The 21157-nt window shown below is 62.4% G+C and carries 25 protein-coding genes; 11 read left to right on the forward strand and 14 right to left on the reverse strand.

Annotated elements, in window-relative coordinates:
- Positions 1–16: 16 nt before the first annotated feature.
- From BP38_RS0111120 to BP38_RS0111130, 3 genes are all read left to right on the forward strand, one after another.
- Positions 17–619, forward strand: coding sequence for a LysE family translocator (locus tag BP38_RS0111120; protein WP_051609264.1), 603 nt, complete (start codon positions 17–19; stop codon positions 617–619).
- Between the two features lie 61 nt (positions 620–680).
- Entirely contained in the window at positions 681–1055 is a 375-nt protein-coding gene (locus BP38_RS0111125; RefSeq protein WP_026987785.1) for a hypothetical protein, read from the forward strand.
- Positions 1052–2299 (forward strand): amidase, encoded by a 1248-nt coding sequence (locus BP38_RS0111130; RefSeq protein WP_051609265.1) that lies wholly within the window; start codon positions 1052–1054, stop codon positions 2297–2299. Before BP38_RS0111125 ends, BP38_RS0111130 begins: the two co-directional genes overlap by 4 nt.
- 38 nt (positions 2300–2337) lie before the next feature.
- On the opposite strand, the gene BP38_RS21810 is transcribed toward BP38_RS0111130, so the two are convergent.
- The 3 genes from BP38_RS21810 to BP38_RS0111145 all read right to left on the reverse strand — a co-directional run bounded on the left by BP38_RS21810 (position 2338) and on the right by BP38_RS0111145 (position 6979).
- Complete coding sequence (locus BP38_RS21810) at positions 2338–5238, reverse strand: PAS-domain containing protein (RefSeq protein ID WP_051609266.1); 2901 nt, start codon at positions 5236–5238, stop codon at positions 2338–2340.
- A gap of 206 nt (positions 5239–5444) precedes the next feature.
- On the reverse strand, positions 5445–5960 hold the full coding sequence (locus tag BP38_RS0111140) for an adenine phosphoribosyltransferase (RefSeq protein ID WP_026987787.1): 516 nt from the start codon (positions 5958–5960) through the stop codon (positions 5445–5447).
- Positions 5961–6100: 140 nt separating this feature from the next.
- Positions 6101–6979, reverse strand: a complete 879-nt coding sequence (locus BP38_RS0111145) for a substrate-binding domain-containing protein (RefSeq protein ID WP_026987788.1) — start codon at positions 6977–6979, stop codon at positions 6101–6103.
- On the opposite strand from BP38_RS0111145, the gene BP38_RS0111150 reads away from it, so the two are divergent.
- The 5 genes from BP38_RS0111150 (at position 6979) to BP38_RS0111170 (ending at position 10252) form a co-directional block, all read left to right on the forward strand.
- Positions 6979–7770 carry an ABC transporter permease gene (locus BP38_RS0111150; protein WP_322098953.1) on the forward strand — a complete coding sequence of 264 codons (792 nt, stop codon included), beginning with the start codon at positions 6979–6981 and terminating at the stop codon, positions 7768–7770. The genes BP38_RS0111145 and BP38_RS0111150 overlap by 1 nt on opposite strands.
- Before the next feature lie 3 nt (positions 7771–7773).
- Positions 7774–8499, forward strand: coding sequence for an ATP-binding cassette domain-containing protein (locus BP38_RS0111155; protein ID WP_026987790.1), 726 nt, complete (start codon positions 7774–7776; stop codon positions 8497–8499).
- Positions 8500–8534: 35 nt separating this feature from the next.
- Entirely contained in the window at positions 8535–9347 is an 813-nt protein-coding gene (locus BP38_RS0111160) for an ABC transporter substrate-binding protein (RefSeq protein ID WP_026987791.1), read from the forward strand.
- A gap of 88 nt (positions 9348–9435) precedes the next feature.
- Positions 9436–9765: an SHOCT domain-containing protein gene (locus tag BP38_RS0111165; RefSeq protein ID WP_051609267.1), complete on the forward strand. Its 330-nt coding sequence runs from the start codon at positions 9436–9438 to the stop codon at positions 9763–9765.
- Between the two features lie 25 nt (positions 9766–9790).
- A complete protein-coding gene (locus tag BP38_RS0111170) occupies positions 9791–10252 on the forward strand; it encodes a DUF411 domain-containing protein (protein ID WP_081816613.1) in 462 nt (153 codons plus the stop codon).
- Between the two features lie 47 nt (positions 10253–10299).
- Here BP38_RS0111170 and BP38_RS0111175 read toward each other — a convergent pair whose 3' ends face one another.
- The 9 genes from BP38_RS0111175 to BP38_RS0111215 form a co-directional block, all read right to left on the reverse strand.
- Entirely contained in the window at positions 10300–11745 is a 1446-nt protein-coding gene (locus tag BP38_RS0111175) for a TrkH family potassium uptake protein (protein WP_026987794.1), read from the reverse strand.
- 164 nt (positions 11746–11909) lie between these two features.
- Entirely contained in the window at positions 11910–13118 is a 1209-nt protein-coding gene (locus tag BP38_RS0111180) for a winged helix-turn-helix domain-containing protein (protein WP_026987795.1), read from the reverse strand.
- Between the two features lie 219 nt (positions 13119–13337).
- Complete coding sequence (locus BP38_RS0111185) at positions 13338–13736, reverse strand: hypothetical protein (protein WP_245602393.1); 399 nt, start codon at positions 13734–13736, stop codon at positions 13338–13340.
- Between the two features lie 96 nt (positions 13737–13832).
- Positions 13833–14504, reverse strand: a complete 672-nt coding sequence (locus tag BP38_RS0111190; protein WP_026987797.1) for a hypothetical protein — start codon at positions 14502–14504, stop codon at positions 13833–13835.
- Between the two features lie 261 nt (positions 14505–14765).
- Positions 14766–15707, reverse strand: coding sequence for a DMT family transporter (locus tag BP38_RS0111195; protein WP_026987798.1), 942 nt, complete (start codon positions 15705–15707; stop codon positions 14766–14768).
- Positions 15704–16639, reverse strand: coding sequence for a cation diffusion facilitator family transporter (locus BP38_RS0111200; protein ID WP_026987799.1), 936 nt, complete (start codon positions 16637–16639; stop codon positions 15704–15706). Before BP38_RS0111200 ends, BP38_RS0111195 begins: the two co-directional genes overlap by 4 nt.
- A 76-nt stretch (positions 16640–16715) precedes the next feature.
- A complete protein-coding gene (locus BP38_RS0111205; protein ID WP_035724849.1) occupies positions 16716–17243 on the reverse strand; it encodes a cupredoxin domain-containing protein in 528 nt (175 codons plus the stop codon).
- Between the two features lie 92 nt (positions 17244–17335).
- Complete coding sequence (locus BP38_RS0111210) at positions 17336–17716, reverse strand: hypothetical protein (protein ID WP_155992377.1); 381 nt, start codon at positions 17714–17716, stop codon at positions 17336–17338.
- Positions 17717–17760: 44 nt separating this feature from the next.
- Entirely contained in the window at positions 17761–18171 is a 411-nt protein-coding gene (locus BP38_RS0111215) for a hypothetical protein (RefSeq protein WP_026987802.1), read from the reverse strand.
- Positions 18172–18432: 261 nt separating this feature from the next.
- Here BP38_RS0111215 and BP38_RS0111220 point away from each other — a divergent pair, with 261 nt between their 5' ends.
- From BP38_RS0111220 to BP38_RS0111230, 3 genes are all read left to right on the forward strand, one after another.
- On the forward strand, positions 18433–19104 hold the full coding sequence (locus BP38_RS0111220) for a dihydrofolate reductase family protein (RefSeq protein ID WP_026987803.1): 672 nt from the start codon (positions 18433–18435) through the stop codon (positions 19102–19104).
- A 73-nt stretch (positions 19105–19177) separates the two neighbouring features.
- Positions 19178–19450 (forward strand): CopG family ribbon-helix-helix protein, encoded by a 273-nt coding sequence (locus BP38_RS0111225; protein ID WP_026987804.1) that lies wholly within the window; start codon positions 19178–19180, stop codon positions 19448–19450.
- Entirely contained in the window at positions 19438–19731 is a 294-nt protein-coding gene (locus tag BP38_RS0111230; RefSeq protein WP_026987805.1) for a type II toxin-antitoxin system RelE/ParE family toxin, read from the forward strand. The genes BP38_RS0111225 and BP38_RS0111230 overlap by 13 nt, the downstream gene beginning before the upstream one ends.
- A 118-nt stretch (positions 19732–19849) precedes the next feature.
- Here the strand turns inward: BP38_RS0111230 and BP38_RS0111235 are convergent, their stop codons facing one another.
- Positions 19850–20311, reverse strand: coding sequence for a DUF5615 family PIN-like protein (locus BP38_RS0111235; protein ID WP_026987806.1), 462 nt, complete (start codon positions 20309–20311; stop codon positions 19850–19852).
- Complete coding sequence (locus BP38_RS0111240; protein WP_026987807.1) at positions 20308–20997, reverse strand: DUF433 domain-containing protein; 690 nt, start codon at positions 20995–20997, stop codon at positions 20308–20310. Before BP38_RS0111240 ends, BP38_RS0111235 begins: the two co-directional genes overlap by 4 nt.
- Positions 20998–21157 lie beyond the last annotated feature (160 nt).

Genomic DNA, 21157 nt, shown 5'->3' on the forward strand with positions numbered 1-21157 from the left:
AAGAATCGTGCTTGAAATGCTGCCTGCCCCGGAACTGATCCCGGTGATCGCGGCTTTCGCCTTTGTCGCCACGATCACGCCGGGACCCAACAACATCATGGTCACCGCCTCGGGCGTGAACCACGGCTATCGCGCCACCCTGCCGCACATGCTGGGCATCGCGATCGGCTTCCCGGTCATGGTCCTGGCCGTCGGCCTGGGCCTGGGTGGACTGTTCCGCGCCTTTCCGGCCTTGCACGACGTCCTGAAGTGGGCCGGCGTCGCCTATCTGCTGTGGCTGGCCTGGCGCATCGCCACCACCCGCAAGCAAGGCGAGGCCAGCAGCCGCCCGCCGTTGACCTTCCTGCAGGCGGCGGCCTTCCAGTGGGTCAATCCCAAGGCCTGGATGATGGCGACCGGTGCCGTGGCCGCCTATACCAGCGGCGGCGAAAGCGTCTTTGCCGAGGTGCTGCTGATCACCGCGCTCTTTGCCCTGGTGGCCTTTCCCTGCGTCTCGGCCTGGACCCTGCTGGGCTCGGGGCTGGGCCGTTTCCTGGCCAGCGGCCGGCGCCTGCAGGTCTTCAACATCGCCATGGCAACCCTGCTGGTGCTCTCGGTCCTGCCCGTAGTCTTCGATTAATTCCTCCGGCCCTCGGTATCGGCAGTGGCATTGGCCAAGGCTCTGTCCTAGACTTGGCCCCATGATGACACGCTTCGCCATTCCAAGTACGCTGCGACTGCCCGCCCTGGTCCTTGCAGCCCTGCTGCTGGCGCTTTCCCCCGCTGCCGCCCAGGAGGTACCGGAAGAGGACACTCAGGAAGAAGGCACATCCGGCGAAGAGAATGCCCTGCCGGAAGAGGCCCGCACCCTGATCCAGGAAATGCTGGCACGTCTTTCGGAAAGCATGGCCGGGCTGGTCGAGATCCTGCCGCGCTATGGCATGCCCCGCATCAATGAGGACGGCGACATCGTCATTCCCCGCCTGGATGAGACGCCAGAGGACAGGCCGGAGAGCGCGCCCAAAGGAAACGGCACGAACGAAACGGAAGACACACAAGGTGCACGCGAGATATGACAGACACCCCACAGCCCCAGACTGCGGGGGAAGAGGCTGGCCAGGCTACCGGCCACGATCCCCTGAACGCCTTCATGCCCGGCACGCGCCTGACGCTGCCGCCCAACGCGCCCGGTTCCCTCTCGGGACTGGAATTCGCGGTCAAGGATATCTATGACATTGCCGGCCATGTGACCGGCTGCGGAAACCCCGACTACCGCCGCACCCACGGGCCGGCCGAGACGACGGCCACAAGCGTGACGCGCCTGCTGGACGCCGGGGCGGCCATGGTGGGCAAGGTGCTCACCGACGAGTTCGCCTACAGCCTGAGCGGCCAGAACCCGCACTACGGCGCCGCAGCCAACAGCAATGCCCCCGGACGCACGACGGGCGGCTCCTCCTGCGGCTCGGCGGCGGCCGTGGCCGGCGGCCTCTGCGACAGCGCGCTGGGCACCGATACCGGTGGCTCGGTCCGCATACCGGCCTCCTACTGCGGACTTTATGGCCTGCGCCCCACCCATGGACGTATCCCCATCGACGGGGTGGCTCCACTGGCGCCTTCCTTCGACACAGTAGGCTGGTTCGCCCGCGATCCGGAAACCTTCCGTGCGGTGGGTGAAGTGCTGCTGGGCGCGGATGAAAAGAGCTTCGCCTTCGACCGGCTGCTTTATGCCAGCGAGGCCTTTGCCCGCCTGAATGCGGAGGTGGCTGCAAAGCTGGAGGTCTTTGTCGAGCGGCTGGAGATGCGGCTGGGCAAGCGCCAACCGGTCAGCCCGGCCGAGGCGGATGGCGGCCTGGACAGCTGGAGCGACGGCTTCCGTCACCTGCAGGCGGCCGAAGCCTGGGACAGCTATGGCCCCTGGATCCAGGAAAGCGCACCGACCCTTGGCCCCGAGTTGCAGGCCCGCATGACCTGGGCCAAGGAAGTGGCCGGCATGACCGACAAGCTGGCCCAATGCCGCGCGTTGATGGCTGACGTGCGCACGCGGCTGGACAGCCTGCTGGGCGACGACGCCCTGATGGTCCTGCCGACGGCTCCGGATATCGCCCCCCTGTTGGGCACCGATGCCGACACGCTGTTCCGGCAACGCCTCGACGTCATGGCAATCACCAGCTATGCCAACCTCTCCGGCCTGCCGCAGGTCAGCCTGCCCGTCACCACGCGGCAGGGCTGTCCCCTGGGCCTGTCCCTGATCGGGCCGCGCGGCAGCGACCGGGCCCTTCTGGAGTTTGCGGAAAGCTTCGCGCGCTCGGCCGGATTCTGAAGCCTCACATTTCCTGCAGCAGGGATCCAATCGGCGCGTCAGGCGCTCCCTGAGGCGTGCTGCTGCAAGGCCGCACCCTGGCCTTCGACCAGGCACTCCGGCGGCAGATGGATGGTCACCAGCGTCCCCTCGTTCGGTGTGGATTCCAGGATCAATTCACCACCGTGCAGTTCCACAAGAGTCCGGCTGAGCGGCAGGCCCAGCCCCGTGCCCTCGTGACGCCGGCCCAGTCCGCTGTCCAGTTGGGTGAAGGGCTCGAAGACGCGCTGGATATCCTCGGCGCCGATGCCGATGCCGCTGTCGCGGATGGTGATGTCCACCCCGCTCTCCTGGACGTGGACCACTTCCAGGTGAACCCGGCCGCCCTCCGGCGTGAACTTGATGGCATTGGACAGGACGTTCAGCAGCACCTGCTTCAGGCGCCGCTGATCGGCATAAAGCATCAGTTGAGGCACCGCCATGGTGTAGTCCAGGTCGATGCCATTGTTCTCGGCCCGGTGCTGGACCAGCCGGATCGAGGACTCGACGAGCTGTTGCAGGCGGAAGGCCTCTTCGAAAAGCTCCAGGCGCCCGGCCTCGGCCTTCGAGACCTCCAGGATGTCGTTGATGATCTGCAGCAGATGCGTGCCGCTCTCGCGAATGTCGTGGCTGTAAGCGCGATAGCGCTCGTCACCCAGAGGCCCCAGCATCTGGTGTTCCATGATCTCGGCAAAACCGATGATGGCATTCAGCGGCGTGCGCAGTTCGTGGCTCATGGTGGCCAGGAATTCGCTTTTGGTGCGGTTGGCCAATTCGGTCGCCTGCATGGCCTGCAGCATCTCGGCCTCGGCATTGCGGCGCTCGCTCACGTCCTGGACGGCACCTAGGACGCGTTTCAGGCGCCCGCTCTCGAAGTCGTGCTCGCCGCGTGCCAGGATGCGCACCCAGAGCGGCTTGTCGCCGTTGGACTGCAGGCGCACCTCCTCCGAACAGTCCTCGCCCCGGGCCAGGCGCAACAGGCATTGACGCAGCACCGGGCGGTCCTCGTTGACGACCAGGTTCTCCCAGTCATCGGTCGTCTCCGGCAAGCCGGGCAGCTCCAGGCGGGACAGCAGGGTGCCGGCATGCCACTCCAGGCCCAGGCGGCCGTTTTCATCCAGGCCATAGGAGAAGACCATGTCCGAGGCCAGGTCCGAGATCAGGCGATAGCGATGCTCGCTCTCGCGCAGGCGCTCCTCGGCCTGCTTGCGGTCCGTGACATCGATATAGGTCGCCACCACGCCCCCGTCAGGCAGGGGATTGCTGCGTATTTCCAGGCTGCGCCCATTGGGCCGCACCTCCTCGGTGACACAGGGCCGCGGCAGGAACAGGCGCTCGATCCGCTGCTGCACCAACTCCTCCACATCGCCTTCGCCGTAATCCCCGCGCCGGGCGCTCTGGCGAATGATCTCGCGGTAATCGCCCCTGGCCATCAGTTCCGGCGATATATTGGCAACCTCGAGGAAGCGCTTGTTGTAGGCCAGGACACGCAAGTCCTTGTCGACGACCTTGATGCCTTCGGTCATGTGATCGAAGAAGATCTGCAGCAGGCGCGCCTGCTGCAGGCGCTCTTCCTCGGCCTCGCGGCGTTCCAGCTCTGTAGCCACCCAGCGGGCAATCAGGTTGACGATGTCCCTGTGGCGCTCTTTCTCACTGTCCGGCTGGTCATGAACGGCAAAGATATGCCCGATCTTCTCGGCATTCTGGCTGAAGAGCGCCTCGCCGACAAAAGCCTGCCCTCCAAGTTGAACCAGCATTTCGTCTTCGGGAAAGCGCGCGTCGGCATTTTCGGCAATGTAGCAGTGAGAGGAGTCCCTGTAGACGCCGTCACAGGGGGTCCCCTCCAGGTCGTAGCTGAAGGTCTCTCCCGCCTGGCCGTCCAGCCAGCATGAAAGCACATGCGCCCGGTCTTCGTTCGCCTCCAGTTGGGCAATGCCCGCGAACCGATAATTCAGCAGGACCGAGAGGGCCTCGCAGGCCGTTTCCAGGAAATCGCGGCCACGCGCCGGTCCGGTGACCAGCAGGGTCAGGGCGCTCTCGCGGCGCTTCATCTCGGTGATATCGGACCAGAGAATGACCTGTCCACCCTCGGCGGTGCGGTTTCCCGTGACCTCAAGCGTGCGATCGACGCTGTAGCTCAGCTCGATGCGATAGGGCGGATTGCGATAGATCGCCAAGCGCCGTTGAATCGCGGCCTCGTCATTGACATCCCATTCCCTGGTCAACCTCTGAGAATGAGCAGCCCGGGCCACCTCCTCGAAGGTGATACCGGACTTGATACCTGCGCCGTGGTCCAGGGTCGAGAAGCTGTCGCGATAGACCTTGTTGGCCACGATCAACTCCTCGTTCGCGTCGAACAGCGCCAGGCCCTGGGGCATGGAGTCCACAGCTTCCTGCAGGCGTTGCTGCGCCACGTCCGCCTGCTTCCCGGCGCTGGCAACCCCGGTGATATCGCTGGCCACACCGCGATACCCCAGGAAGGTGCCCCCGGCATCGAAACGCGGTTGGCCCGAGGTGCGGAAGACCCGAAGGCCGCCGTCGTGCCCCCGGCACATGTAGATCAGGTTGCGAAAGGGACGATGTGCCTCAAGGTCGCGGAGATGTTGTTCCCAAAGGCCCGGTTCGACCTCCAGGTTCATGATCTCCCCGCGGGTCTTGCCGATATAGTTGGCGCCCGGATGGCAGGTCAGATTGACGTAGTTGTCGGAAAACCAGGTGAAGCGATGTTCGGCATCGGTTTCCCACTGCCACTCCTCCGTGATCTCCTGCAGTGCGGCCTGTTTCCGTTCCAGCTCCGCCAGCCGTGCCTCCAGCTCTCGCTGCCGCCGGCGCGCACGGTGCAAGGTCCAGCCCAGCCAGAGGCCCGCACAGACCGGCAGGCCCGCGGCCAGTGCTGCGGAGAGGATCACCCCAACTGACATCCACACTCCGTATCTGAGGCCAAGACAATCGCTGGCGCTAAGCAGTCTGCAACAGCCCCGCGCGTGTATAAGTTACGATCCTGCCATGAAAGGTTCGTTAACGGCGAGAGGATTCTACAGCGGCCGCCATTGACGCAATAAAAGATACAGAGGGAGACAGCTTGGGGGATGCGAAACCAGCGCCGCTCCCAGCAGATCGATGGAATTCAGGAGTCGTAGGACACCAGGGCATGGACCGGCACATCTAACTTGCTGCGCCCCTCCAGGAAGGACAGCTCGATAATGCAGGCGGCCGCAGCCACATCGGCGCCGGCCTTGCGCAGCAGCTGCACCGAAGCATCCAACGTACCGCCGGTGGCCAGCAGGTCGTCCATCACCACCACACGCTGGCCGGATTTCACGGCGTCGGCCTGGATCTCGATGGTATCGCTGCCATATTCCAGGCCATAGCTGTATTCCAGCGTCTCGCCGGGCAGCTTGCCCTTCTTCCGGACCATGAAGAAGCCGATCCCCATCTGGTGCGCCAAGGGCGCTGCGGTCAGGAAGCCGCGGGATTCGATGCCCACCAGCATGTCGGGCTTGTAGGGCGCCACCGCGTCCGACAGGCGGTGCACCGTTTCCTGCCAGGCTTCGGCATGCATCAGCAGGGTCGAGATGTCATAGAACAGGATGCCCGGCTTGGGAAAATCGGGAACCGAGCGGATATGATCTTTAAGGTCCATGGGTCCGTTTGTCTTTTGTGCAGTCGGCAAAACGGCGCACACGCTAGTGCCTGAAGGCGCCCAGTGCAACGAAGATCCCTGCAGCGAAGATCACGGCAAGGAACTTTCCCAGCGCCCCCAGCCCAAGCCATATCCGGGCATCAACCGTTATAGGTCACCTGCCCCTGCTGTCCCAGGTCATAGCCGCCATGGCTTTCGGCCCGGCGTCGGAAGGCGTCACTGCGCAGGAAGGCCATCAGTTTCTGGACCGGCGGCTCGAAGTAATCCCGCCGGCGCAGGACCAGATCGAAGGATTCCCAGACATCCAGGGGAACGAAGTCCAGACCGTGGCGCCCGGCCACCGCGGCAATGCCCAGGCCACAATCGGCCTCGCCATCGGCGATCATCGTGGCCAGGTCGCCCTCGGTCTGGGCCTCGCCGGACAGCCTGTTCAACCTGGACTCGTCCAGGCCCCGCGCCATAACCAGTGCATCGAACAGGCTGCGGCTGCCCGTGCCCTCAGGGCGCAGCAGGACACGCGGCTGCCGCGCGACAAGGTCGTCCAGGTCCCCGATATCCAGCGGATTGCCGGGCGCGACCAGCAGGCCCTGCGCCCGCTCGGCAAAACGCACGGCCACGATGTCGGGAAAGGGAATCTCGCGCCCGATGGTCTCGACGTTATAGCCCGGGCCATTGGGATCCTTGATGTGCAGACCGGCCAGCAGGGCTTCGCCCTGGGCAAGGCGTTCCAGGCCGTTACGACTGCCGCTGGTCAGCAGGGCCAGACCGCTGCCCGACTCCCGCAGCGCCCATTCCAGCAGCGGTTCGCTGGACCCGGCATAGATCGGCGGCGGCGCGGCATCGTAACCGAGCGGCAGATCCGTGCGCCCTTCCACCCAGCGCTCGATCAGCTTGCGCGAGAACAACAGCTTTCCGGTGGCGCGCGTGCAGGGTATCTGCCGCTTCGATGCCATCTCGTAGACCGTGCGCTCCTTCAGGCGCAGGTAGTCCGCGACCTCGGTCGTGGTCATCAGGTCCATTGCATATAACCCTGTTTGACTGCAATTATTCCATTCTTGTCGATATTTACCTTTCTGTCCATAATCTACTGAACTTTCAGGGATTTTCCATGGACGGCGACAACGCGTTCCTGACCGCATTTCACCTTATCCTCAGCGGCGACCCGGCCCTGGCCCAGATCGTGGCGCTGTCCCTGCGCGTCACCCTGACGGCCGTGCTGGTGTCCTGCCTGATCGGGCTGCCGCTGGGCGCCGCACTGTCGCTTGCGCGCTTTCCGGGCCGCGGCGCGGTGATCGTCGTCTTCAATGCTCTGATGGGCCTGCCGCCGGTGGTGGCCGGTCTGATCGTCTATCTGGCGCTCTCCAACACGGGCCCGCTGGGTTTCCTGAAGCTGCTCTTCACGCCCACTGCGATGATCATTGCCCAGAGCCTGCTGATCACGCCGATCATCATCTCGCTCACCCGCTCGGTGATCGACGAGCTCTGGAGCGAGTACGAGGAACAGCTGCGCTCGCTGGGCTCCTCGGCCCTGCGCGCCATCCCGACACTGCTCTGGGACGGGCGCTTCAGCCTGGTCACCGTGATCCTGGCCGGGCTCGGCCGTGCCATGGCCGAGGTCGGCGCGGTGCTGATCGTGGGCGGCAACATCGCCGGCTACACCCGTACCATGACCACAGCCATCGCGCTCGAAACCGCCAAGGGCGACCTGGCGCTCGCGCTCGGCCTTGGCATCATCCTGCTGCTGCTCACCCTGGTCCTGAACGCCGGAGCCTTCCTCTCAAGCCGCATCGCACAGCGGCAGGCGGCCTGATCCATGCACGGCACGCTTTCCATATTGCCGCTCGAAGTCGCGGACCTGCGCTATGCCGTGCGCGGCAAGGAACTGCTCCGCGGCCTCGGCTTCAAGCTGCTGGACGGCAGCCGGACCGTCATCATGGGGCCGAACGGTGCCGGCAAGTCGCTGACGCTCCGGCTCTGCCACGGCCTGCTCAGGCCGACGGGCGGCCGGATCGATTGGTCTGGGCCAGCCGGCGGCAACGCCACCAAACGCCACGCCATGGTCTTCCAGCGCCCGGTCCTGCTGCGGCGCACGGCGCGTGCCAACCTGATCCATGCTCTCTCCGTGTCCGACGTTCCACGCGCCGAGCAGGCCGAGCGCGCCGTAGCGGCCCTGGCGCACTTCGGCCTGAGCGCGCTGGCCGAGCGGCCGGCCCGCACGCTGTCGGGCGGCGAGCAGCAACGCCTGGCCATTGCGCGCGCCTGGGCCCTCAGGCCGCAGGTCCTCTTCCTGGACGAGCCCACCTCGCCCCTGGACCCTGCCGCCACCCGCGCCATCGAGCAGATGATCCAGTCCATCCATGACGAGGGCGTGAAGATCGTCATGACCACCCACGACCTGGGCCAGGCCCGCCGTATCGCGGACGAGGTTCTCTTCCTCCATCACGGCCGGCTTCTGGAGCAGGCACCCGCGGATCAGTTCTTCAGCCAACCGCAAACCGAGGAAGCCCGTGCCTTCGTGAAGGGCGAGTTGCTCTGGTGAGCGCCCCCTAACCACTGATGCCAGGGAGCACCCCCATGAACACCGTCAAGACCCTGTTTTCCGCCACGGCCCTGGCCGCCGCCCTGATGGCGTTGCCGGCCACCGCCCAGGACGACGTCATCACCGTGGCCTCGACCACCTCGACCGAGAACTCCGGCCTGTTCGATCACCTCCTGCCCCTGTTCGAGGAGGAAACCGGCATCGAGGTGCGCGTGATCGCCCAGGGCACCGGCCAGGCCCTGGAGACCGGACGCCGCGGCGATGCCGACGTGGTCTTCGTGCACGCCAAGCCGGCCGAGGAGAAGTTCGTTGCGGACGGCTACGGCGTCGCGCGCGTCGAGGTGATGTACAACGACTTCATCATCGTCGGCCCCGCCAAGGATCCGGCCGACATCGCCGGCGGGGCGGACGCCGTCGACGCCTTCACATCCATCGCCGAGACGGAGTCCGCCTTTGCCTCGCGCGGCGACGAGTCCGGAACCAACAAGAAGGAACGCGCCATCTGGGAGGAAGCGGGCATCGAGCCCTCGGGCTCCTGGTACCGCGAACTGGGCCAGGGCATGGGCCCGACCCTGAACACCGCCGCCCAGATGCCGGCCTACAGCCTTGCCGATCGCGGCACCTGGATCAGCTTCGAGAACCGGGGCGACCTGGAAATCCTCGTCGAGGGGGATAACCGCCTGTTCAATCAGTACGGTGTGATCCTGGTGGACCCCGAGCGCCACGAGAACGTGAATGCGGAGGACGGCCAGGCCTTCATCGACTGGCTGGTCTCCGACGTCGGCCAGCAGGCCATCGCCGACTACAAGCTGGGTGGCGAACAGCTGTTCATGCCGAATGCGAAGTAAGGCGGAAATCCCTTGACCTTCCTCCTGCTGGAAGCCCCAAATTGTGGGTCTATCCAACAGCCTTCATCCGGCAGAAGGAACCCCTATCATGGTAAAAGCCTTATCCACTCTCTCCCTTGCTTCGGCCATGGCGGTCACGGCAGCACCCGCGGCTTTGGCCCAGTCGGGCAATTCCTATGGCTACCACATGATGGACGGCTGGGGCGGCTGGTTCATGGGCCCGATCATGATGCTCCTGGTCTTCGGCCTGCTGATCCTGGGCGTGGTGCTGGTCCTGCGCGCCCTGGGCATTGGGGACAGCACCCACAGCAAAGGCAACAGTCAAGACCGCGCCCTCGAGATCCTCAAGGAACGCTTCGCCCGCGGCGAGATCGACGAAGAGGAATATCAGAATCGCAAGAAGCACCTGCGGGACTGAGTCCCCTACACAAGGATTTACAGGTATGACCATGAGATTCCGCCTCTTCCCGGCTCTGGTACTGGCCGGCAGCCTACTCCTGGCCCTGCTGCAGCTCTCTCTGCCGGCCCTGGCCGCGGAAAAGCTCGAGGTCTACAAGTCGCCCTATTGTGGCTGTTGCGAAGCCTGGGTGGATCATATGCGCGCGGCCGGCTTCGCTGTAGAAGTCAATGACGTTGAAGATCTGACCCCGGTCAAGGAGCGCTACGGCATCACGCCGGATCTGGCTTCCTGCCACACCGCCGTACTGGGCGACTATGTGATCGAGGGGCATGTGCCTGCTGAAGACGTCGCACGGCTGCTCGAGGCCGCGCCCCAGGCGCAGGGTCTGGCCGTTCCGGGCATGCCGCTCGGCTCGCCCGGCATGGAGCAGGGGGACCGCAGCCAGCCCTACGATGTCATCGTCTTCACCAAAGGTGGCAAGCAGGCCGTCTTCGCCCGCCACTGAGTGGTACTGTCCAGTATCGTCAGGACCACGCCCTGGTGAATACCGCTTCAAGGCCTCCAGTATTCGGGCATCACCAGTATGGCCAGGGTCAGGACTTCGAGCCGCCCCATGATCATGCCGAGGCAGAGCAGCCATTTCGCCGTATCGGGCAGGGTGGCGAAATTGCCGGCAGGGCCGATAATGGGACCGATGCCCGGTCCCACGTTGGCGACGGCGGTTGCCGCGCCGCTGAAGGCGGTCTGGAAGTCCAGGCCCATGAAACCCAGGGCCATGGCAATCGCGGCAATGGTGGACACGAACAGCACCATGAAACTCGCCACCGAATGCATGACCTCCTCGTCGATGGGCTTGCCGCCGAAGCGGGCGAAGAAGATCCCGTTCGGCGTGATCATGCGCTTCTCTGAGATGGTGAACAGCTGGACCAGGATCTGCAGGCGATAGATCTTGAAGCCGCCCGCAGTGGATCCGGAACAGCCGCCCATGAAGATCAGGAAATAGAAGGCCACCACGGCAAAGGGACCCCAGAGGGTATAGTCGTCCGTGGCATAGCCGGTCGTGGTGACCACCGAGGTGACGTTGAAGGCGGCCAGGCGCAGGGCGTCCAGGAGTCCCTCTCCCTTGATGAAGACAAGCCAGAAGGCCAGCAGCAGCGTCACACCCAGCAGGAAGGCCAGCAGGGTGCGGACCTGGCTGTCCCGGTACAGAAGGTAGGGCCGCCCCCGCAGCATCTGGATGTAGAGCACGAAAGGCAGCGCACCTGCCATCATGAAGAAGGTGCCCAGCCACTGCACCAGCGGTTGCTGAAAATGACCCAGGGAAGCGTCGGAGGTGGAATAGCCGCCGGTGGAAATGGTCGTCATGGCGTGGTTGATCGCCTCGAAACCGCTCATGCCGGCGGCCGCATAGGCGATGGCGCAGAGAAGGCTGAGACCCAGATAGACGGAGATCAGCAGCTTGGCAAAGTCGTTGGCGCGCGGCACCACCTTGTCGGAACGGTCCGAGGATTCCAGCCGGAAGATCTGCATGCCGCCCACGCGCAGGAAAGGCAGGATGGCAATGCCCATGGCGATGATGCCGATGCCGCCCAGCCACTGCAGCATGGAGCGCCACAACAGCAGGCTGGGCGCCATCCCGTCGAGCCCCGAGAGAACCGTCGACCCAGTCGTGGTCAGTCCGGAGACGCTCTCGAAGACGGCATCGGCCGGGGACAGCCCCAAGTCCGACCAAAGCAGTGGCAGGGACCCGATCAACGGCAGGACGGACCAGGCCAGACAGGTCAGCAGGACTGCCTGTCGCCGGCTCAGCTCGATCCGCCCGGGCCGCTGGCTGAGGATCAGGATGCCAGCCAGGAAAACGGCGGCCCCCAAGGATGCCAGAAATCCGAACCACTCCCCGTCACCTACCTGAAGTGACAGCAGGGCCGGAAAAGCCATGGCCCCGGCCAGCGCCAGGATCAGGAAGCCCAGGATAAAACCAACCGGGCGAAAATCCATGCTATTCCCCCACGAGAACGACCGGCCCCCCGGCCACGGGCGGAAGTTACGCCCTCGCCCCGGGACAAGCAATCGACAACCATGCGGCTCCCGCATCCGGAGAAGTTCGCCAAGGCAGGCTCAGTCAAACCGGCGGCTGCCGCACTTCCCCTCTAGACCCATGTTCAACTTTCGGCTGTTGCCTTGAGCTGCGGCGCCAGGTCCCCCTGGTGGCGGATATCCACCCTTTCGAGGCCAAGCCAGGCGGCCATCGAGGTCAGCGCCTTGAACAGCTCGGCGGCCGTTTCCGGCGGGGCCTTCCTTTCCGCGAAGGCACTCTGCACCTGCAGGGCAGAGGCGCGGCGATCGGCCTTGAGGTCGACCCGGGCGACGATCCGCTCTCCCAGGAGGAACGGGAAGACATAGTATCCGTAAACGCGCTTTTCGGCGGGGGTGTAGATCTCGATCCGGTAGTGAAAGTCGAACAAGCGTTCGGTGCGTGAGCGCTCCCATATCAAGGGGTCGAACGGGGCCAGCAGGGCGCGGGCCTCGACTTTGCGGGGGCGCTGGGCAGCGCGGTGGAGATAGGCCTGCTTTGTCCAGCCCTTCACCGCCACCGGAACCAGCACGCCGTCTTCCACAAGTTCCTCGATACGCGGGCGCGCATCCTCCGGGGCAAGGCGGAAATAATCGCGCAGGTCGCTTGCCGTGGCCACACCATGGGCCTTTGCCGCGATCTCCATGAGGCTGCGCTGCGCATCGGCGGGCGAGGGCGTCGGGCGGGCCGTGATCTGCGGCGGCAGCACGCGTTCGGGCAGGTCATAGAGCCGCTCGAAGTTGGGGCCGCGCGAATGCGTGGTCACCAGCCCGGCCCAGAACAGCCACTCCAGTGCCCTCTTGGGTTCGCTCCATTCCCACCAGCCACTGGCGCCGCGGTGGCCATCGATGTCAGCCGCGGTCAGCGGACCATTCCGCTCGACCTCCCGCAGAACATGGTCGATGACGGTGCGGCGCTCGCGGCCGAAGGTGGCGAGACCGCTGTAGATGCCGCGTCCCTGCCGCGCCCGTTCCATGCGCCAGCGCAGCAGCGGTTCAATCTCCACCGGCAGCAACGAGGCCTCATGGGCCCAATATTCGAACAGCGCACGCGGCCGCCGGGCCTGGGCGCGGTCGAGGATGCTCGTGTCGTAGGCACCAAGCCGGGAAAACGCCGGCATGTACTGGGCCCGCTGGGCAACATTGACGGAATCGATCTGAAACAGACCGATGCGATCGAGAAGCCGCAGCAGATGGCGGCGCTCGACCCGTGACGCCGGCTTCCGTCCGGTGAACCCCTGAGCGGCCAGGGCAATCCGCTGCGCCTGCAACCGCGTCAATCGTTCCTGCCCCGCCATCACGTTTTTTCCCAGCGCCCTGCCGTCCCAGTGCCGTGTGAAGACGGGAAACTAGCGTGACAAGGACCGGCAAACCACCTGTTTTGCCCGTCCCTCACGAGGCCTTCTGCCAGACTGGAAGACCAAGGCAGGTAAGACACGGCTATTCCGTTCAGGGCACCACCGGCAACGGCGGCTGAGGGAAAGACAAAGATGGCACAGGCCTTCAAAGCCGACGGGTTATGGCCCGCCCCGTCCTCTTGCCGCTAGCCAGAAGGCAAGGCTTGGCAGAATCACCCATTGGGCGAGAGGCGTAATCCCTGCATTAAGGACAGGCACCACCGGCATGACTTCGCGATACGCCCAGGCTTCCCGTACTTCTATGTTCAACCACTCACTGAAGAGAGTATAGCCAAGGCCGATCCCTATGGCTGGCAAGGCCACCCGCCAATAGCCCTGTCCGGGCCATTGCTCCGTTCCGAAGAGGAGAAGGGAGGCGGTCAGCGCCGATAGCGCGATCAGGATGTCACCAGCCGTGCAATGCAACGCCGCAAAAACAATCTCGCCCGGTAACCCGGTTTCCCAAAGAGTAAAAAGCGGCATGTGGGCAAACTCCCAGAGAAGATTGCCCACAGCCATCACGGCAAGATAGCGCCTGAGACCCGCATACCAGCTGAGCTGATGTGACGCGGCTGCTGACAGACTCGTGTGATCTTGCTTTCGGCCTTGCGACACTTATTCGGTGATCTGTCGAACCAGGCCCGGAAAGCGATTGAACGCCAGTTTCTGCACCAGGGAACCGTCGACTGTGACGATCTCCGCCGTAATTGTGGCTTCGCCTTCCGCCACGATATCTCCAACCTCCAGACGGGGATTGCCGTGATGCGCCAGTCTCCTCTCAAGGAGTCCACGCACCTGGTCCGGTGTCATCTCGTTCTGCGCATTCTCCGGGATCCCGTAGAGGATGCCTGGACCAGCCATCCCGGGGTGCCCCTTTCCGTGACCGCCGACTCCCGTCATCGCTTGCATCATGGGGCACATCATTCCAGCCATGGGCATTTGAGCCTGACCCATCGCACCTTGTCCCATCTGGCCCATCATACCGCCACCCATCATGCCGCGACCCATCATACTGGGCCCCATCTGGCTCATCATGCCGGGCCCCATCCGGCCCATACCTTCCTGGTCTGGCATCATTTGCCTCATACCCGGCATCGTGCCCATCATGCCGGGCATACCGCCCGGCCTTTCAGCTGCACCGGGTTGTGGCTGGTCGGTACTTTGGTTTTGCTCGGGATGATGTGTCTCCTGGTTATCGTTCTCGTTCTGGGCAAGCGCCGAAGCCGAGCTTGCAACCAGAAGAATTCCAGCAAACATAACTGAGTACAGCCTGTTCCCACTCATCATGGCGTTTTCTCCTTTTCCTGTAAGGGAATGCGATATGGGGTAGCCCTTCTGCGCGGATCTACAGAACAGTGTGCGGCAGGTGAGGTCATCAGGCCGATACACATTCCTGAAGTCCTTCCTTCATGGGACAGCCCTTCGGTCGGTCCGCATTACAGGATGAATGTGGAGGTTCCAGTGCATGGAAGGTCAAGCGATTGATGGCTTCATGGGGCAGTTAAGCATTCCCCCGCTCAGACAGAACGCAGATAGGAACAAGACCCCTTATCTAGTTGCATTTGCTACGCCTCCCAAGGCACACTGACAGGGATGCACAGACCGCCTCTCCGCGCCCCGCGACATTTCGCGCGTGAGCCAGAAGCCGGCCCCGAGCAGGAGCGCACCGCCATAGATCATCCCCTGCGCCGGCACCTCGGCGAAGATCAGGAAGCCGAGTGTCGTGGCGACAACCGGCGAGACGATGATGTCGACCAGCGCATAGACATTGGCATCGAGCGTTTTCAGAACGATGGAGATGCCGAAATAGGCGAAACCGGTCGACACAATGCCGAGTGCCGCCGCCCAGAGCATCACCGGCAGCTCCATCCCCAACGCATCATAGGCAATCGTCGCCGTGAGCGCGCCGGGGCCCACCAGAACGAGCGCCGGCATGAGAATCAGGGCCGCGACCAGCATCGACCAGGCGATGTCGTTACCGGCCTCGCTCTTCCCCTCATAACGCATGTAGGTGACCATCGCGGCATAGATTGCGCCATCTCCAAGCGCCACGAGATTGCCGAGCATGTGACCACCTTCCAGTGGCTTGGCGAGCACAATGCCAATCATGGCGATGGCGAAGATCACGATATAGCTTTTCCGCGCCTTCTCGCCGAGAAAAAGTGCGGAAAAGATGAAGACGAAGAAGGGTGCGATGCTCCAGAAGATCACGGCGTTGGCAATGGGAACCAGCGTCATGGCGTAGTTGAAAACGCTTATCTGCGCAGCAATCAGAGCCCCTATGATGATCGTGTCCTTCAGATTGCCCCGGGGAAACCGCAACGACTGGCCGGTCGCCACGGGCATGACGGCCATCAGAAAGGCCGCTGCAAAGGCAAGGGCGTAGAAATTGAGCGTCTGGATCGGGATCAGCCTGTCCGTAAGCTTCACGAAGACACCAATCGTGGCCTCCGACAGCGTGATGAGCAAAAGCAGGAGAAGAGTCTTCATTCCTGACTTCCCTGCGGTGCGGGCCGCGTCACATCAATGGCCTCGGCGCCCGATTCATCCAGGCAGGCGCTTTCCACCTGCAGGGTAACGAAAAAGAATCCGAAGCGTTTCTTCACCATCCCATGCGCCTCTTTCAGGATCGCCTGGCTGTCCACGCCATCCGCCACCCGCAAATGGCCTGAGAAGACATAGCGGCCACTGGTCAGGGCCCAGGCGTGCACGTGATGCACGTCCTTCACGCCCTCCAGCGCATTGAGCGCGTCCGAGACCTCCGACAGGCTTATATCCGCCGGCGTGCCCTCCATCAGCAGATGCGCGGAATCCCGCAGAACGCCCCAGCTCGCCCAGAGCAGAACGAAGCCGAAGCCCATGCCCAGGAGCGGGTCGATCAAGAGGAAACCGGTAAAGTGGATCACCAGCGCGGTGATGATGATCAACAGGCTGCCTATGAAGGTCTGGATGATGTGCCAGAGCGCGCCCTTCACGTTCAGGTCACTCTGGCTCTGCTTCCAGATCAGCGCCAGCGAGATCACCTCGGTCACGATGCCGCCGGCCGCTGCCAGCAGCATCGGCGTGGGCGGCAGTTCGATTGGCTGGGCCAACCGCATCGCGCCCATGACGATGACCACCAGCGCCATTGCCAGGAGGAACCCGCCATTGACAAGCGCCCCCAGAAGCTCCGCCCGGTACCAGCCGAAACTGCGATCCTCGTCCGCCGGCCGCCGCGCCAGCCGCGCGGCAAAAATCGCTACCAGCACGCCGCCCACCGCCGAGAAGGTATGGAAGGCATCCGAGATCACGGCGATCGAACCGGTCCAGAGTCCGATGCCCATCTCGATGAAGAAATAGATACCTGTCAGCCAGGCGGAGATCGCCATTCCGCGCCCGCTCGAGGGCATGTGACCTGCATGCCCGCCATGTGCCTGTGCCATTTGTCTCACCCTTGAGTCTTCGGAATCTTCAGCCGAGCCGAAGGGGCAGGACGCGCCCCTCCGGCCCGGCAGAACATCAGTGTTTCAGTTCGAAGTCGCCGACCATGCCCGAAGCGTAATGCCCCGGCACGTTGCAGCCGAATTCGAGCGTCCCATCCGTCTCTTCGGGAAAGGTCCAGACGACCTCGCCGCTCTCGCCAGGCTCCAGCAGAATGCTGTTGGCATGCCCATGCATGCCTTCCATCGCCTCCTCATCCAGGCTTTGCGGTGTCATGATCCCCTGTTGCATCATCGCCATCATTTCCTCCTTGTGATCGGCATGCATCTCGGGGGTCCCGATGTTGAATTCGTGCACCAGGTCGCCTGTGTTTCGAAGCTCGAAGCGGATTGTTTCGCCAGCCTGGACCTCCAGGCGTTCCGGTTCGAAGCGGGTGTCGTCCATGACGACCTCGATGCTGCGCGAGACCTGGGAGGCCTCGCCCGGCGTGCCATGGGGCGCAGCATGGCCGTCGTTGTTGGCGCCGTTGGCAAGCGCGCCTGTCGCGGCGACAGCGAAGGGCAGCGCTGCCAAGGCAAGGCAGCGCGTATAAATCGTTTTGAACATGTCTATCCTCGTTCCTGTAACGGGTCGCAGACTCCACCCGAAACCGTCCTCACCGGACCGCAGGTGGAGTGTCGATGAGAACTTCCGCTCTCTCAGGAACGTGGCGGCGGTATCTCCACCTCCAGGAATCCGCCTATCGCCAGGTGCTCGTCAAATGGGGCCAGCACGAGCAGCAGGTTAAAGTCAGGCACCGCGGACCAGCTGTCCTGCCCCATCTGGAAAGAGGTACAGTGCCCGGCCGTCGTCTTGCAGCCACCGGGCTGGTCATGGGAATGCCCGTCATCCTCGGAGTCCATAGCCCTGGGATACGCCCTATCACCCGACTCCATCTTGCCATCAGCGGCCCCATGGACATGATCCGATTCGGCGGCTGTCGGGTTTTTCTCCGGCAGAGCATTGGCGACAGCGCCGGACAGCCCGAAGGCAAGGGCCAGCAACAGGAGTGCGGAAAAGCGGGTGAGCCGTGCCATCATGACCGTCCCATAAAAGCGCATTTCCCAGGGAAGAGTCCAGACGTTCAGTCCCGGACGATATAGTAGTCCAGGCTGTTGTTCTGCATGACCTCGATGGTGTGCGTGCTGACGCCCCGCGAATGATGCGCCTCCACGTAATACCAGCCGGACGGCAGGCTCATCCTGGGATTGGCGCCCCTTCTCTGTTTGACCAGGTAGCTGTGGTTCCCGCCGGCGCCCTCGTGATGATAGATGCGCCAGTCGATGTTCTCACCGACACGCCGCATGCTCGAGCTGTCCGTCAGCAGGGCCAGGGAGATATTCCCCGAGCCGCTGCGCGAACGGGCATAGCGGCGGCTGGGCAAGTCGCGGCCGGAGCCGCAGCCGGCCAGACCACCGGTCAGCGCCAGGAGGCCGAGCCCGGCCAGCGCCTTCCGGCGGGTCAGGAATGACGTCTGGGAATGCGATTCAGGCATGGGAAGAATCCAGTCAGGCTTTTGCGCGAATCCAGATCATAAAGCAGCCGAATCGCAAATTCATCAAGAATTGTCATATCCTGTGACCGAATCTTCATACGATGCATGCAGAAATGGCGCATTTGGCGCTTTCCTTGCCAACGCCCAAGGACCAGAGATCGATCCCCTGTGTTAGCAGAAAGCGCAATCCATGATAGTCATGCCTGTGCCTTCGAAGAAGGCACATGACAACTGGTGCCACCCGCAGCCGAAGAAACACTCATGAGACAGGTCATCGCCATCACCCACGTCACGCTCGACGGTATCATGCAGGCGCCTGGAGGACCGGAGGAGGATCCGACTGGAGACTTCAGGCAAGGCGGCTGGATTGCACCCTTCTTTGATGAAGCCCTGGACGAGGCCCTGGGTGAAATCATGTCCGGGGAATTCGACCTGCTCCTGGGGCGCCGCACCTACGAAATATTCGCGGCCTACTGGCCCTATGCCGGCGACCATCCCATCGCGCGGGCCTTCAACAAGGCGGCGAAATACGTCATCACGAACAGCCTAGACAGCTTCGATTGGGTGAACACGCACCCCCTGCGCGGTGATGCCGTTGAGAATATCCGCAAGCTGAAGGCCACCGACGGGCCCGCATTGCACGTCTGGGGCAGCAGCGAACTGCTTCAGGCACTGATCGCCGCAGATCTGGTCGACGAGTTCCACATCTGGATCTTCCCGCTGGTCCTCGGCAAGGGCAAGCGGCTGTTCGAAAATGGCGTACCGCCGCGTGGCCTGACCCTGGTCGAGTCACGCAGCGCACCCAAGGGCGTCCTCCTCAATACCTACCGTCCGGCCGGACCTCTCCCGGAAGCATCGCTTGCTCCTGACACTCCATCCGAAGCCGAGCTGGCACGCCGCAGGAAGCTGGCCGCCGAGGAAGGTCAGGGCTGATCTTGGCGTTGGACAGCTGGACCGAAGAAGACTACAGTATTATCAGGTAATACTTGGTGATAAGAGCCCACTGATGGCAACGTCCCTCAAGATTGATGACGCGCTGAAAAGCCGTATCCAGAACCTCGCCAGCCAGCGTCGCCGCTCGGCGCATTGGCTTATGCTGGATGCGATCCAGCAGTATGTCGAGCGCGAGGAGGCGCGCGAGAGCTTCAAGCAGGAAGCTCTCTCGTCCTGGGAGGCTTATCAGGAGACGGGGCGGCATCTGACGGGCGAGGAAGTTCGCACCTGGCTGAACACCTGGGACAGCGACGATGAAAAGGCGCCGCCCGAGTGCCACGAGTAATCGTCACGGAAGGCGCCGTACAGGGTTTGGAACGCTGTCGGCAGTTCCTGGCTGCCAAATCCACGACAGCGGCCAGGCGTGCGGGCCAGGCAATCCAGCAGCAATTCCTGCTCCTGGAAACAACACCCAGCATCGGCCGGCCGCTACCTGATGCACCGGAGTTGCGCGAGTTGGTGATCGCGTTTGGAGACTCCGGTTATGTCGCGCTCTACCGCCACGACCCAGCCGAAGATGCAGTCTACATCCTGGCCTTCCGGCATCAGAAGGAAGCGGGTTACTGACAGCGGGCCTTTCAGCAAGCTGGATCCTTTCAGTGCACCTCACCCTTCCCTTTCCAGGATTTCACCATATTACCGCTGTCACGGCGTAAAAGTTTTTCTTAAAGAGGACTAATAGTTGCTATTTCTGCCGCTTACTCTTTCTCTTTCGCTTCTTCTGCGCCTTGGAGAAATTAATATCCACCTTTTTGAGTTCTCCCGTTTCCTTGATGTTCCAAGGTGGCCGATAACATTCCCGAGAACTCATAGCTTCTAACGTTAATTCTATTCTATCCCACCACTGTAATATGTGAGCGGCCTGTAAATAACCTTTGAAGTTCCCCCACTTAGGCGGAAGGTGTATCACCTTGAGTCCCGTGTCGAAAACAGCATTTATCTGCGGCTCAAGAATCACAAAATCTTTATCTGCTGTCAGAATGGCGTGGCCGCCTTCATTGGCAAAATTAGTGATCCAATGTACATCGCTACTTCCACTATCTCCAACCTCATGGATTGAAGTGATTTCCCAGCCGTCACGAATCGCAATATCACGGATTGCAGCTACAATGAACGGGGAGACGTGTTCATCGGCACGAATTATCAAGCAGCCACCAATTCGTATTCTATTGCCGAAGATACCAACTCTGGAGGCACGTCAAACCATTTTGCAACACGTGCTTTGCTGCCTTCGGCTTTCCACTGTTGAAACAATGCTGTAGTCGGTACTTTCGTACCTTCTATTGTTGGACGTCCAAAGGCAACATGAGGGTTGATTATTATGCTCGGGAACTCTGCGGGACGGGGCTTCCACATACGAGCCAGATACGTTTTCGGGTCAAACACAACACCCTTTTCAATCGTCTGCTCTATCGTGTCCCACATTTCGTGCTGACCAGTAACCAAATCCCGTGTCGTGCTGTCTCCGTGCTTCTCAGCTACTCGTGCAAATACCTTGCGCCTGTCGGTCACATATTGTGCGCGGGACAAAGCCAACGGATGAGTAACCTGCCAGTCTCTGCGAGCATTCTCTGCCGCTGTCCTGATCGTTGCCATTGGAACACCCTGTCCTCGAAATATGGCAATGAACCGCAATTCCATGAGGTCAAGAAAACTCACCGTACGTGTGCCCTCAAAGTCACGATCAACAATTGGACCTGACTTGCTATTCGGATACCCGGTAAGCCAACTCCTGATCAGTGCAGACTTAACCCCAACAAGGCGTGCCACGTCAGAAATACTGAAGAACCCGGCCAATAATGGGTCTGTCTTATGTGCAAGCCGGACACTCATAGTTTGTCCTTATAAAGCACCTCGCATCTAATGCGATCAGTGCAAATCATATTGAGATGGCGTAATTTGTCCATGTTAACATTAGAACGCTAGTTGAGTTCATTTATCACTTATGAACAACGCTGCCCAGCTTTCTAGCATAGAAACTCATGAACCGACC

Source organism: Fodinicurvata fenggangensis DSM 21160, assembly GCF_000686045.1.
In the GTDB taxonomy this organism is placed as follows: domain Bacteria; phylum Pseudomonadota; class Alphaproteobacteria; order Kiloniellales; family DSM-21159; genus Fodinicurvata; species Fodinicurvata fenggangensis.